General features: G+C 63.1%; 12 protein-coding genes. 5 read left to right on the top strand and 7 right to left on the bottom strand.

Translation table 11 applies throughout. The features are described 5' to 3' along the window. From purM to ACQKPZ_RS27105, 4 genes are all read left to right on the top strand, one after another. On the top strand, positions 1–854 hold an 854-nt coding region (purM, locus tag ACQKPZ_RS27090), incomplete at its 5' end, for a phosphoribosylformylglycinamidine cyclo-ligase (RefSeq protein ID WP_427544169.1). Further along, positions 854–1,507 (top strand): phosphoribosylglycinamide formyltransferase, encoded by a 654-nt coding sequence (gene purN, locus ACQKPZ_RS27095; RefSeq protein WP_427544172.1) that lies wholly within the window; start codon positions 854–856, stop codon positions 1,505–1,507. The genes purM and purN, both read left to right, overlap by 1 nt. An 8-nt stretch (positions 1,508–1,515) precedes the next feature. After that, on the top strand, positions 1,516–2,226 hold the full coding sequence (locus tag ACQKPZ_RS27100; RefSeq protein ID WP_284355128.1) for a DUF3108 domain-containing protein: 711 nt from the start codon (positions 1,516–1,518) through the stop codon (positions 2,224–2,226). Positions 2,227–2,435: 209 nt separating this feature from the next. Continuing rightward, positions 2,436–2,618, top strand: coding sequence for a hypothetical protein (locus ACQKPZ_RS27105; protein WP_427544175.1), 183 nt, complete (start codon positions 2,436–2,438; stop codon positions 2,616–2,618). Between the two features lie 45 nt (positions 2,619–2,663). On the opposite strand, the gene ACQKPZ_RS27110 is transcribed toward ACQKPZ_RS27105, so the two are convergent. The 7 genes from ACQKPZ_RS27110 to ACQKPZ_RS27140 form a co-directional block, all read right to left on the bottom strand. Further along, positions 2,664–3,203 carry a DUF2058 domain-containing protein gene (locus ACQKPZ_RS27110; RefSeq protein WP_403203194.1) on the bottom strand — a complete coding sequence of 180 codons (540 nt, stop codon included), beginning with the start codon at positions 3,201–3,203 and terminating at the stop codon, positions 2,664–2,666. Positions 3,204–3,229: 26 nt separating this feature from the next. After that, entirely contained in the window at positions 3,230–4,063 is an 834-nt protein-coding gene (gene mazG, locus ACQKPZ_RS27115) for a nucleoside triphosphate pyrophosphohydrolase (RefSeq protein WP_391137630.1), read from the bottom strand. A gap of 124 nt (positions 4,064–4,187) precedes the next feature. Further along, entirely contained in the window at positions 4,188–6,428 is a 2,241-nt protein-coding gene (gene relA, locus ACQKPZ_RS27120) for a GTP diphosphokinase (protein ID WP_391137633.1), read from the bottom strand. A gap of 96 nt (positions 6,429–6,524) precedes the next feature. Next, positions 6,525–7,883, bottom strand: coding sequence for a 23S rRNA (uracil(1939)-C(5))-methyltransferase RlmD (gene rlmD / locus ACQKPZ_RS27125; protein ID WP_427544178.1), 1,359 nt, complete (start codon positions 7,881–7,883; stop codon positions 6,525–6,527). Further along, entirely contained in the window at positions 7,884–8,783 is a 900-nt protein-coding gene (gene cysM, locus ACQKPZ_RS27130) for a cysteine synthase CysM (RefSeq protein ID WP_427544181.1), read from the bottom strand. It lies immediately after the preceding gene. Between the two features lie 161 nt (positions 8,784–8,944). Beyond that, on the bottom strand, positions 8,945–10,336 hold the full coding sequence (locus tag ACQKPZ_RS27135; protein WP_427544184.1) for a histidine kinase sensor domain-containing protein: 1,392 nt from the start codon (positions 10,334–10,336) through the stop codon (positions 8,945–8,947). A gap of 3 nt (positions 10,337–10,339) precedes the next feature. Then, a complete protein-coding gene (locus tag ACQKPZ_RS27140; protein ID WP_427544187.1) occupies positions 10,340–11,059 on the bottom strand; it encodes a response regulator transcription factor in 720 nt (239 codons plus the stop codon). A gap of 193 nt (positions 11,060–11,252) precedes the next feature. On the opposite strand from ACQKPZ_RS27140, the gene ACQKPZ_RS27145 reads away from it, so the two are divergent. Next, complete coding sequence (locus tag ACQKPZ_RS27145) at positions 11,253–14,006, top strand: response regulator (RefSeq protein ID WP_427544190.1); 2,754 nt, start codon at positions 11,253–11,255, stop codon at positions 14,004–14,006. Positions 14,007–14,215 lie beyond the last annotated feature (209 nt).

Genomic DNA, 14,215 nt, shown 5'->3' on the forward strand with positions numbered 1-14,215 from the left:
TCAACACCGTCAGCAACGCCCTGCTGCAGCAGGAGAGTGTGCTCTCCACCATCAACGATGCCATGTGCGTCAACGACCTGGTCGTATGCGGCGCCGAGCCGCTGTTCTTCCTCGACTACTACGCCACTGGCAAGCTGAACGTTGACGTGGCCGCCACCGTGGTTACCGGCATCGGCGCCGGTTGCGAACTGGCCGGCTGCTCGCTGGTCGGTGGTGAAACCGCCGAAATGCCTGGCATGTACGAAGGCGAAGACTACGACCTGGCCGGCTTCTGCGTGGGCGTGGTGGAAAAGGCCGAAATCATCGACGGCTCCAAGGTTGCCACCGGCGACGCGCTGATCGCCCTGCCATCCTCGGGCCCGCACTCCAACGGCTATTCGCTGATCCGCAAGATCCTCGAAGTGTCCGCCACCGACATCGAGAACACCCAGCTGGACGGCAAGCCATTGACCGACCTGCTGATGGCGCCAACCCGCATCTACGTGAAGCCGCTGCTGCAGCTGATCAAGAACACCGGTGCCGTCAAGGCCATGGCCCACATCACCGGTGGCGGCCTGCTGGACAACATCCCGCGCGTACTGCCGAAAAACGCCCAGGCCGTGGTTGACGTGGCCAGCTGGCAGCGCCCGGCAGTGTTCGACTTCCTGCAGGAAAAAGGCAACGTCGACGAGCACGAAATGCACCGCGTACTGAACTGCGGCGTGGGCATGGTCATCTGCGTAGCCCAGGACCAGGTCGAAGCCGCCCTGAACGAACTGCGCGCCGCTGGCGAGCAGCCTTGGGTCATCGGCCACATTGCCGAAGCCGCCGAAGGTGCTGCCCAGGTCGAGCTGCAGAACCTCAAGGCACACTGATGCCAAGCAAGACCTGCAATGTAGTAGTACTGCTGTCGGGTTCCGGCAGCAACCTGCAAGCCCTGATCGATAGCTGCCAAGGGGCAGACAGCCCGCTACGCATCCGTGCGGTGGTTTCCAACCGCGCCGATGCCTACGGCCTGCAACGCGCCGCGGCGGCCGGCATCGACAGCGTGGTGCTCGACCACACCCAGTTCGACGGCCGCGAAGCCTTCGATGCCGCGCTGGTTGCGCGCATCGACGGTTTTGCGCCGGACCTGGTCGTGCTGGCCGGCTTCATGCGCATCCTCAGTGGCGACTTCGTGCGCCACTATCAGGGCCGCCTGCTCAACATCCACCCGTCGCTGCTACCCAAGTACAAGGGCCTGCATACCCACCGTCGGGCACTGGAGGCAGGCGACGCCGAACACGGCTGCAGCGTACACTTCGTGACTGAGGAACTCGATGGCGGCCCTCTGGTCGTACAGGCTGTAGTACCGGTGGCGTCTGACGACACCGTTGAAAGCCTGGCCCAGCGGGTACATCGTCAGGAACACCTGATCTACCCGCTGGCGGTGCGCTGGTTCGCTGAAGGGCGCTTGTGCCTTGGCGAACAAGGTGCATTACTGGATGGCCAGCCCCTGGCGGCCAGCGGTCACTTGATTCGATCCTAGGAGAATTTATGCGTCGCGCCCTGCTCTTGGCTCTCGCCGTGCTCGCCCTGCCCCTCCAGGCAGCTGATCTGAAGCCTTTTTCGGCCAGCTACACCGCCGACTGGAAGCAGTTGCCCATGAGCGGCACCGCCGAGCGTAGCCTGGTCAAGAATGCCAACGGTACCTGGGACCTTAATTTCAAGGCTTCCATGATGATCGCCAGCCTGACCGAGCAAAGCACCCTGCGCCTGGAAAACGACACCCTGCTCCCGCAGAAGTACCACTTCGAGCGCGGCGGCCTGGGCAAAGCCAAGAAAGTCGACCTGACCTTCGACTGGACCGGCAAGAAGGTCACCGGCAGCGACCGTGGCGATGCCGTCAGCCTGCCGCTGAACCGTGGCGTACTGGACAAGTCGTCCTACCAGCTGGCCCTGCAGCATGACGTGGCCGCCGGCAAGAAGAGCATGACCTACCAGGTGGTTGACGGTGACGAGATCGACACCTACGACTTCCGCGTGCTCGGCACCGAAAAAGTCACCACCAAGACCGGCCAGGTCGATGCGGTGAAGGTCGAGCGCGTGCGCGATCCAAGCCAGAGCAAGCGCATCACCGAACTGTGGTTCGCCAAGAACTGGGACTACCTGCTGGTGCAACTGCGCCAGGTAGAGACCGACGGCAAGGAGTACGTGATCGTGCTGCAAGACGGCACGGTCGATGGCAAGCCGGTGAAGGGTAACTGAGCCAGCACTGCCAGCCACACCCGAAGCCCCGCCCAGTGCGGGGCTTTTTTGTGCCTGTCATTTGCACAAGGCCGCCCCCACAATTGACCGCATTCGGGTCTACATGAAACTTGTTTCATGCCGGTTTTATTTACTTAGCCTGCTAACAAACTCTATAAAGAGGGTGTGCGACACAGTGTCGCAGCCAACTGAAGCAGTGGAGTTTACCGATGACAGTCCAAGTAACCGAACGCGACGAATCGAGAATGTCCCACGAAGGCCTGGCCGCTGGCGTGCGGATCTGGGATGTGCACCAACAAGGCCAACTGGTCGGCATGTTCCACAATGAACACGAAGCACACCAGTACCGCGCAGAACTGGAAGACCTGGAAAACCAGCGCACCACGCAATGATCAGTCTTGCAATGAAAAACCCCGCCAAGGCGGGGTTTTTCGTGCTTACCACATCAGGTCATCAGGGATCTTGTAGGCCGCGTACGGGTCGTCTTCGTCCGTTTCTTCGACATGGGTGTTCAGCAACAGGATACGGCTCGGGTCCCGTTCCTGGATCTTCACCGCCGCTTCCCGCGGGATCACCTCGTAACCGCCGGCATGCGCCACCACGGCCAGCGCACCGTTGCTGAGCCTGGTACGCATCAGCGCGTTGACGGCAATGCGCTTGACCTTCTTGTCGTCGACGAAGTTGTAGTAATCCTCGGTGGTCAGCTTAGGCAGGCGGGTTGCTTCGATCAGTTGCTTGATCTGCGCGGCGCGGGCCTTCTGCTCGGCCTTCTCCTGCTGCTGGCGGTTCAGTTCCTGGTCGCGCTTGACCTTTTCGGCCATGGCTTCCTTGGCGATGCGCTGCTGGCTGTCGTCGACTTCGACCTGGCCTTTGTGCTCCATGCGCTTCTGTTTCTTTTCCGCTTTGTTGGTCTGCGAGACCTGTTTCTGGTTGACCAGACCGGCTTTGAGCAATTGGTCGCGAAGGGAAAGGCTCATGAATGTTCACTCACTTATGCAACAGCTCAGCCGCAGCTGGGCAGGTTCTTTTCCAGACGTTTGGCTTCCCCCCAAAGGGCATCCAGCTCGTCAAGGTTACAATCTTCAATGGGTCGACCACTGTCGCGCAATGCCTGTTCGATAAAACGGAAGCGTCGCTCGAACTTGCGGTTGGCGCGGCGCAGCGCATTTTCGGGGTCGTGCTTGAGGTGGCGGGCCAGGTTGACGGTGGCAAAGAGCAAGTCGCCGACCTCATCTTCAAGGGCATCGGCATCGCCGTCGGCCATGGCCTGCAGCACCTCATCCAGCTCTTCACGCACCTTGTCCAGCACAGGCAATGCCGCAGGCCAGTCGAAACCCACGGTGGCCGCACGCTTTTGCAGTTTGGCTGCCCGCGACAGGGCCGGCAAGGCAGCCGGCACGTCGTCGAGCAGCGACAATTGCTCGGGCGTGCTTTTCTCGGCACGCTCCTCTGCCTTGATTTCCTCCCAGCGCGACTTGACCTGGGCCTCGCTCAGGCTGGGGGTATCCAGCGGCGCATAGAGCTCGCCGGTAGGGAATACATGCGGGTGGCGGCGGATCAGCTTGCGGGTGATGCTGTCGACCACGCCATCAAACTCGAAACGCCCCTCTTCCCGGGCAAGCTGGCTGTAGTAGACCACCTGGAACAGCAGGTCGCCCAGCTCACCCTGCAAGTGCTCGAAATCGCCGCGCTCGATGGTGTCGGCGACCTCGTAGGCCTCTTCGATGGTGTGCGGGACGATGCTCGCGTAGTTCTGCTTGAGGTCCCACGGGCAGCCGTACTGCGGGTCGCGCAGGCGGGCCATGAGGTGCAGCAGGTCTTCTAGGGTGTAGGTCATTCAGGCAGGTCCTTCGGTGGTGGCTTCTTCGCGGGCTTGCCCGCTCCCACAGGACGGATGCAGGTTTCGAAATCTGCACCGTACCTGTGGGAGCGGGCGAGCCCGCGAAGCAGGCGCTGCGGTCTCAAGGGGTACGATTACGCCGCGTCTCGATGATGTTCGGCAACTGCGAGATCCGCCCCAGCAGGCGCCCCAGCGCGTCCAGCCCTGGAATCTCGATGGTCAGCGACATCAGCGCGGTGTTGTCTTCCTTGTTCGAGCGGGTGTTCACCGCCAGCACGTTGATCTTCTCGTTCAGCAGCACCTGCGAGACATCGCGCAGCAGCCCCGGGCGGTCGTAGGCACGGATGACGATGTCGACCGGGTAGGTCTGCACCGGGATCGGCCCCCAGCTCACCTGGATCATGCGCTCTGGCTCCTTGCCCGCAAGCTGCAGCACCGAGGCGCAGTCCTGGCGGTGAATGCTCACGCCACGCCCCTGGGTGATGTAACCAACGATGGCATCGCCCGGCAGCGGCTGGCAGCAGCCGGCCATCTGCGTCAGCAGGTTGCCAACACCCTGGATCTGGATGTCGCCACGCTTGCCGGTACGCGGCCCGGTAGGCTTGCGCGGTACCAGCTCGATCTGCTCGATGCGGTCGGGCTCAAGCAGCTGCTGGGCGGCGTTGACCAGGTGGGCCAGGCGCAGGTCGCCAGCACCCAGCGAGGCGAACATGTCCTCGGCGGTCTTGACGTTGGTCTTCTCAGCCAGGCGTTCGAAGTCCACCTGCGGCAGGCCCAGGCGGCTAAGCTCGCGTTCGAGCAAGGTCTTGCCGGCGGCGACGTTCTGGTCGCGTGCCTGCAGCTTGAACCAGTGCACGATCTTCGCCCGCGCCCGCGAGGTAGTGACGTAGCCCAGGTTGGAGTTCAACCAGTCACGGCTGGGGTTGCCGTGCTTGCTGGTGATGATCTCGACCTGCTCGCCGGTCTGCAGGCTGTAGTTCAGCGGCACAATACGGCCGTTGATCTTGGCACCTCGGCAGTTGTGGCCGATTTCGGTGTGCACGCGGTAGGCGAAGTCCAGCGGCGTGGAGCCCTTGGGCAAGTCGATGGCGTGGCCGTCCGGGGTGAACACGTAGACCCGGTCTGGCTCGATGTCGACCCGCAACTGCTCGGCCAGGCCACCGATGTCGCCCAGCTCTTCGTGCCACTCCAGCACCTGGCGCAGCCAGGAGATCTTCTCTTCGTAATGATTGGAGCTGGGCTTGACGTCGGTGCCCTTGTAGCGCCAGTGGGCGCAAACCCCCAACTCGGCTTCTTCATGCATGCCGTGGGTGCGGATCTGCACCTCCAGCACCTTGCCCTCGGGGCCGATTACTGCGGTGTGCAGCGAGCGGTAGCCGTTTTCCTTGGGGTTGGCGATGTAGTCGTCGAACTCCTTGGGAATATGCCGCCACAGCGTGTGCACGATACCCAGCGCGGTGTAGCAGTCGCGAATTTCCGGCACCAGTACGCGCACTGCCCGCACGTCGTAGATCTGGCTGAATTCCAGGCCTTTGCGCTGCATCTTGCGCCAGATCGAGTAGATATGTTTGGCCCGGCCGCTGATGTCGGCATTTACGCCAGTGGCCAGCAGCTCGTTCTGCAACTGGTTCATCACGTCGCTGATGAAGCGTTCGCGGTCCAACCGGCGCTCGTGCAACAGCTTGGCGATCTGCTTGTACTGGTCGGGCTCAAGGTAGCGGAAGGACAGGTCCTCCAGCTCCCACTTGATGTGGCCGATACCCAAGCGGTGCGCCAGCGGCGCATAGATGTCGAACACCTCACGCGCGACACGCAGGCGTTTCTCGTCGTCGGCGGCTTTGACCGCACGGATTGCGCAGGTGCGCTCGGCCAACTTGATCAGTGCCACGCGCACATCGTCGACCATGGCCACGAGCATCTTGCGCAGGTTCTCGACCTGCGCCTGCGAGCCCAGCACCAGCGACTGCCGCGGGCTGAGGCTGGCGCTGATGGCGGCCATGCGCAATACGCCGTCGATCAGCTTGGACACCACCGGCCCGAACCGCTGGCTGACCTCGGCCAGGGTCACCTTGCCTTCGCGTACCGAACGGTAGATGACCGCTGCCACCAGGGAGTCCTGGTCAAGCTTGAGGTCTGCCAGGATTTCGGCAATTTCCAGGCCCGCCTGGAAGCTGGACGTACCGTCCGCCCAGGAATGCTTGGCCGGGTTACCCTTTTTCTCGATCTCATGGGCAAACTCGCAGGCTTCTTTAAGCGCTGCGCGATCCAGTGCCGAATCGACGCTTACCACATGGTCCAACCATCCTTCGAGATTGATACTGCCGTCAGTGTTGACCGGCTGGTGCACTCTCACCTGTACCATCTTTGTTTTACCTTTCCATACAGCACACCACGCGGGTGCGCTGGCGATCACCGTGCGGCTGCCATTCCATGGAAACCGCACCAAGGGGCCAGTCTGCTAGCCCGCTTCGAATAACGCCATGGCCTCGACATGCGCCGTTTGAGGAAACATGTCGAGAATCCCGGCCCTTTTTAACCGGTACCCCTGGCCGACCAGCACCTGCGCGTCTCGCGCCAGTGTGGCCGGGTTGCACGATACATAGACCAGCCGTTTGGCCTTGAGGCGTGCGATGCCTTGCACCACCTCGAAAGCACCGTCGCGCGGTGGATCCAAGAGTACCGCAGAAAAGCCCTCGGCGGCCCATCCGGTGCCTGCCAAAGGCTGCGATAAATCGGCCTGAAAAAACCGTGCGTTATGCACATTGTTGTTCCGGGCATTGGCCGTGGCCCGGTCGACCATGGCCTGTACGCCTTCCACTGCCACCACCTCGCGGGCCGCACGGGCCAGCGGCAGGGCGAAGTTGCCCAGGCCGCAGAACAGGTCCAGCACCCGCTCGTCGGCCTGCGGATCAAGCCAGGCCAAGGCCTGCTCGATCATCGCCGTGTTGACCTGCGCATTCACCTGCACGAAGTCGCCTGGGCGCCAGGCCAGTTCCAGCTGCCACGGCGACAAGGCAAAGCCCAATTGCGCAGCCGGGTCCAGGGGCGCCGGCTCGTCTTCACCCTGCAGCCACAGCTGGGCATTGGCCTGCTCGCAGAACGCCTGCAGTTTCGCCAGGTCTTCTGCCGGCAACGGCGCAACGTGGCGCACCAACACCGCCTCGGCGGTGCCACTGAACAGTTCCACATGGCCCAGCGCCTGCGGTTTGCTCAGCGAGCGCAGCACCGTCGGCAAGTGGCGCAGAATCGACTGCAAGGGCTGTACCAGCACCGCGCAATCGTCGATGGCAATAATGTCCTGGCTGGCTTCGGCACGGAAGCCGACCTCCAGCTGACGCGCCTTGACGTCCCAGCGCACGGCCACGCGCGCCCGGCGCCGGTAGCCGAATTCCGGCCCACTCAGGGGGGCGGCCCATTCCTCGGGTTGCACGCCGGCTACCCGCTGCAATTGCTCGGCCAGGGTGCGCTGCTTGAGCGCCAGCTGCGCTTCGTGCGGCAAGTGCTGCAGGTTGCAGCCTCCGCAACGTGCGTAATGACGGCACGGCGCCTCTCGGCGCTCGGGGCTGGCCTGCAGCAGCCGCTCCAGGCGGGCCTCGACCACTTTGCCACGGGCATTGAGCACCCGCGCCTCCACGGCCTCACCGGCCAGGGCGCCACTGACGAACCAGGTGCGCCCATCAAGAAAGGCGATGCCACGGCCGTCACCGGCCAGGCGCTCAATGTCCAGGCGCTGTTTCTTGCCCACGGGTACCTGGGGAGTGCGGTTACCGCCAGCCGGCTGGAAGCGCAGGCCGCTGTTGCTTTTTTTCTTGGACATTTAGCTCGGATCAAACAGGCCGGTGGACAGGTAGCGGTCGCCGCGGTCGCAGATAATTGCGACCATTACGGCATTTTCCACCTCGCGGGAGAGGCGCAGCATGGCTGCGACCGCACCACCGGAAGACACGCCGCAGAAAATGCCCTCTTCACGGGCAAGGCGGCGGGTGGTTTCTTCGGCTTCCTGCTGCGACATGTCGACCACGCGGTCGACGCGGGTGGCGTCGAAGATTTTCGGCAGGTATTCCTCGGGCCAGCGGCGAATGCCCGGAATGGCCGAGCCTTCCATCGGTTGCAGGCCGATGATCTGTACCGCCGGGTTCTGCTCCTTGAGGTACTGCGAGCAGCCCATGATGGTGCCGGTGGTACCCATGGAGCTTACGAAATGGGTAATGCTGCCCTGGGTCTGCTGCCAGATTTCAGGGCCGGTGCTGTTGTAGTGGGCGATCGGATTATCGCCGTTGGCGAACTGGTCGAGCACCAGGCCGCGGCCTTCGGCCTGAAGCTTTTCGGCCAGGTCGCGGGCGCCTTCCATGCCCTCCTCCTTGGTCACCAGAATCAGCTCGGCACCATAGGCGGTCATGGCAGCCTTGCGCTCGGCGGTGGAGTTGTCGGGCATGATCAGGATCATCTTGTAACCCTTGATCGCCGCCGCCATTGCCAACGCAATGCCGGTGTTGCCGGAAGTGGCTTCGATCAGGGTGTCGCCGGGCTTGATCTGGCCACGCAGTTCGGCGCGGGTGATCATCGACAGCGCTGGGCGATCCTTGACCGAGCCGGCAGGATTGTTACCTTCGAGCTTGAGCAGGAGGGTGTTGCTGGTTTCACCAGCAATGCGCTGCAGGCGAACCAGGGGCGTATTGCCGACGCAATCGGCGATGGTTGGGTACTGCAAGGTCATGGTGTCTTTCACAATCCGGACGGCGGGGGTGCCTATCATACCGGCAAACCCTTCGCGGCCATATCACGCAATCTGTGGTGGATATAGCTACAAGCTATAACGGTGTAATCTGCGCAGGCTTCTTCGCGGGCATGCCCGCTCCCACAGGGATCGCACCGCCCTCAAGAACACTGCTGTGCCTGTGGGAGCGGGCGTGCCCGCGAAGAGGCCGGCACATGTAATGGCAGCCTCATCCACAACCGCAACCCACGCTTGCCATTTTGCGCCCACAAGGTGCCACCCTGGCGCTGGATGGCACTGCGGGCAATGCTCAACCCCAACCCGAAACCACCATCCCCCGGCCGCGAACCGTCCAGCCGCGAGAACGGCGCAAAGATCCGTTCCAGGTCCTCCTCAGCCACCCCGCCACCTTCATCCTCCAGCCACAGCCACCAGTGGCTGCCTTCACGCTGCCCACCGAGGCGCACCACCCCCTCGGCCGGCGAATGACGAATGGCATTGCGCAACATGTTCTCCAGCGCCTGGGCCAGGTGGTTGAGGTTGCCCTGCACCCAGCAATCGGCCGGTACTTCACAACGCAGGCGCGTGGCCGACCAGCCGCTCTCGTAGATGGCGTTCTCTGCCAGCAGTTCCCATAGCGCGTGGACCTCGATCGGTTCCAGGTTCATCGGCGCACGCTCGGCGTCCTGCCAGGCCAGTTGCAGGGTGTCTTCCACCAGTTGCTGCATGCAGTCCACTTCACGGGTCAGGCGTTCGCGCAAGCGTTGCAAGTCGGTCTCGCCGTCGCAAGCCACCCGCAACCGGCTTAGCGGCGTACGCATTTCGTGGGACAGGTCACGCAGTAACTGCTGCTGCATGGCCACCGTACCCTGCAAGCGCTCGGCCATCTGATCAAAGGCCCGGGCCAGCTCGCCCAACTCGTCATGCCGGGCGATGGTGCGCGAGTCGAGGCGCGCCGACAGCTGATCGGCACGCCAGGCATTGGCCTGCTCACGCAGCTGGTTCAGCGGCACGATCAACATGCGATAAAGGCCCACACACAGCAACAGGGTGAACAGCCCCGGGATGATGCCATTGGTGACAATGCGCCACAGCAAGCGGTACTGGTCAGGGTTGAACCGTTGCGGCAGCTCGATCACCAGCATGCCCTGCTCCGGCGCCCCCGGGAACGGTATGCGTAGCCACGGCTGGTCTACACTGCGCCGGCTCATCGGCCAGTCGACACCGCGCAGGCGCGTCAACCGCTGCATGATCTGCGGGTCGAGGGTGGCACTGTCGAGCGGCCGCAGGTTGATATCCAGCACGCCAACCCAGCCCCTTTCGCGCTGGTGCATCGCCGCTACCCATTGGTCCAGCCCTGGTCGCCCGCCGCTACGCCAGGCCTGTTCAGCCTCGCCGGCATAGCCCCGCAGCGCTTGGCGCGCCGGTTCCGAAAGGAAGGCATTCTGGATTTCCATGTGCCGGCCCCAGGTGTAACTGAGGCCGATCATCAGCAGGCAAAAGCCCACCAGCAGGATGGCCAGCTTCCAGAACAGCGAATGGCGGTCGAGCATGGCTCACTCCGCCTCGCTGGCGCTGAGCACATAACCCTTGCCCCACACGGTGCGGATCTGCCGCTCGTCATAGCCGATGCCCTTGAGCTTGCGACGGATCTGGCTGACGTGCATGTCCAGGCTGCGGTCATGCCTCGAATAGCCACGCTGCAACACTTGCTGGTAGAGGAACGGCTTGCTCAACACGTCATCAAGGTTGCGATTGAGGATGTCGAGCAGGCGGAATTCACTGGGGGTCAGGCCTGCCAGGCGGCCGTCGAGACGCACGTCACACAACCCTTCGTCGAACTGCAGCTCGCCGCAGGCTGCATGTTCCTGCGGGGCTTGATGGCGACGCTCAAGTGCCACCCGGCGCAGGATCGCTTCGATGCGTACCTGTAGCTCAGCCATGCTGAACGGTTTGGGCAGGTAATCGTCGGCACCACGCTGGAAGCCACTGATGCGATCGGCTTCGGCGCCCAGCGCCGACATCAGGATCACCGGCGTGGCACTGCGCGTGCGTAACTGTGCCAGTGCATCCAGGCCGTTCAGCCCGGGCAGCAGGATGTCCATGAGCACCACATCGAATACCTGGCGCCCTGCGGTTTCCAGGCCCTCCAGGCCATTACGGCACCAGGTGACCTGGAAGCCGCCGCGCTGCAGCTCTTCGTGCAGATACGCACCCAGGACCGGGTCGTCCTCGATGGCGAGGATATTGGAGTTGTGAATAGCTACAGGATTCATTGGCAACTGCCATGCATTCTCAATTGCGCAATTATTGAGCATCCACCACCTGCCAGGCAACCGCCCTGCGACCAATGCCCCGGCAATGGTGCAAAACAGCGACTAAAGAGGTGCAATAGCGCGGCAGGCGGAGTAACTTCCCGGCTTGGCCGTCATCGCTTGACGGCGTCCAGGCACATGACAGGAGGCGAGTGTGCTCGATCGCTTGGGAATTCGCAGCCGGGTAATGCTGCTGGCCCTGTTGCCGGCCGGCCTGATGGCCTTGGTGCTGGGCAGCTACTTTACCTGGTTGCAACAGAACGACCTGCGCACCCAGCTACTGCAACGCGGCAAGATGATCGCCGAGCAACTGGCGCCATTGGCCGCGCCCGCCATGGCCAGGCTGGCACCCGCACAACTGGAGCGCATTGCCGCGCAAACCCTGGAACAGACCGATGTGCGCGCGGTCGCATTCCTGGCCCCGGACCGTACACGCCTGGCCCATGCCGGGCCGAGCATGATCAACCAGCCGCCCAGCGGCGGCTCCGGCACGCAACTGCTCCAGCGCAGCGGCAATGACGCTACCCGCTACCTGATGCCAGTATTCGGCCATCACCGCGACCTCGCCACCGATGCCGTGCCTGCCGAAGCCGAGCGCCTGCTGGGCTGGGTCGAGATCGAACTGTCCCACGACGGCACCCTGCTGCGAGGCTATCGCAACCTGTTCACCAGCCTGTTGCTGATCCTCGCCTGCCTGGCGCTCAGCGGCCTGCTGGCACTGCGCATGAGCCGCACCATCAACGACCCGGTCGAACGCATCAAGCATGCGGTCAACCAGCTCAAGGACGGCCACCTTGAAGAGCGCCTGCCCGCCATGGGCAGCCATGAGCTCGACGAACTGGCGCGCGGCATCAACCGCATGGCCGAAACCCTGCAAAACGCCCACGAAGAGCTGCAACACAGCATCGACCAGGCCACCGAAGATGTGCGCCAGAACCTGGAAACCATCGAGATCCAGAACATCGAGCTGGACATGGCACGCAAGGAAGCACTGGAAGCCAGCCGTATCAAATCGGAGTTCCTGGCCAACATGAGCCACGAAATCCGCACGCCGCTCAACGGCATCCTCGGCTTCACTCACCTGCTGCAAAAAAGCGAACTGACGCCACGCCAGCTGGATTACCTGAACACCATCGAAAAATCCGCAGACAACCTGCTCGGCATCATCAACGAGATCCTCGACTTCTCCAAGATCGAGGCCGGCAAGCTGGTGCTCGACAGCATCCCCTTCAACCTGCGCGACCTGATCCAGGACACCTTGACCATCCTGGCGCCGGCCGCCCATGCCAAGCAGCTGGAACTGCTCAGCCTGATCTACCGCGACACGCCCTCTTCGCTGATTGGCGACCCGCTGCGGCTCAAGCAGATCCTCACCAACCTGGTCAGCAACGCCATCAAGTTCACCCGCGAAGGCACCATCGTGGTGCGTGCCATGCTCGAGGACGAACACGAAGACAGCGCACAACTGCGCATCAGCGTGCAGGACACCGGCATCGGCTTGTCGCCGCAGGATGTACGTACGTTGTTCCAGGCCTTCAGCCAGGCCGACAACTCACTGGCCCGCCAACCTGGCGGTACCGGCCTGGGTCTGGTGATTTCCAAGCGCCTGATCGAGCAGATGGGCGGTGAAATCGGCGTCGACAGCACCCCGGGTGAAGGCTCTCAGTTCTGGATCAGCCTCAACCTGCCCAAAGCCCATGACGATGTCGAGGATCTGCCACTCCAGCCGCTGCTGGGGCGCCGCGCAGCCATCGTCGATAGCCACGAGCTGGCGCGCCAGGCGTTGGAGCACCAGCTGGAAGACTGCGGCCTGAGCGTCAGCCTGTTTGCCTCCTACGACCAGTTGCTGCAGGCGGTACAGGCGGCCAGCCAGGCCGGCCAGCCGTTCGAGTTCGCCGTGCTCGGGGCCAACCTGGGCAACCTGTCCCCCGAGCAACTGGGTCATTACCACCAGCAACTCGAACGTCACCACTGCCAATGCGTGGTGCTGTGCCCCACCACCGAGCAGGCCCTGTACCATCCGTTTCTGCCCAACGGCCATGGCCAGCTGCTGTCCAAGCCCACCTGCACCCGCAAGCTGCGTCGCCTGTTGCTGGAGCTGGTGCAGCCCCGCCGCCCGTTAAGCGAGGCGACCAGCCGCCACGGCCAGCGCCAGCCGAAAATCCTCTGCGTCGACGACAACGCCGCCAACCTGCTGCTGGTGCAAACCCTGCTCGAAGACCTGGGCGCCGAGGTGCTGGCCGTCGACAACGGTTATGCCGCGGTACAAGCCGTGCAGGATGAGCCATTCGACCTGGTACTGATGGACGTGCAAATGCCCGGCATGGACGGCCGTGCCTGCACCGAGCAGATCCGCCTTTGGGAAAATACCCAGAGCGGCAACCCATTGCCGATCGTCGCCCTCACGGCACATGCCATGGCCAACGAGAAACGCGCCTTGCTGCATGGCGGCATGGACGACTACCTGACAAAACCGATCAGCGAGCGGCAACTGGCCCAGGTAGTGATGAAGTGGACCGGCTTGAGCCTGGGCGCACCGCAGCAGGCACAGGCCGAGCACCTGACAAACAGTGGTGACCTGAAAGTGCTCGACCACGATGAAGGCCTGCGGCTGGCGGCAGGCAAGGCAGACCTGGCAGCTGACATGCTGAGCATGCTACTGGCCTCGCTGGATGCCGACCGCGAAGCCATCCTCGCCGCCCGTGAGGCGGACGACCGCAACGGCCTGATCGAGCAGGTGCACCGCCTGAACGGCGCCTCGCGCTATTGCGGGGTACCGCAGTTGCGTGCGGCGTGCCAGCGCAGCGAAACCTTGCTCAAACAGGAAAACCCACAGGCCCAGCAGGCGCTGGATGAACTGGATGCAGCAATCAACCGCCTGGCTGCACAGGCGCGGCTGAGCGCCTGACCTTGAACGACGCTGCGTGCTGCTATTTGTAGGAGCGGCCTTGTGTCGCGAAAGGGTCGCGAAGCGGCCCCGGCAATAGTGGCTCTGGCGCCAGGATCCTGGGGCCGCGTTGCGGCCCTTTCGCGACACAAGGCCGCTCCTATGTATGGACTCGCCCACACTGTCTAATTGCTTTTGAACATAGGAACCCGGTTGCATCTATGTATCAG

The organism is Pseudomonas sp. NPDC089547 (assembly GCF_050280665.1).
GTDB lineage: Bacteria > Pseudomonadota > Gammaproteobacteria > Pseudomonadales > Pseudomonadaceae > Aquipseudomonas.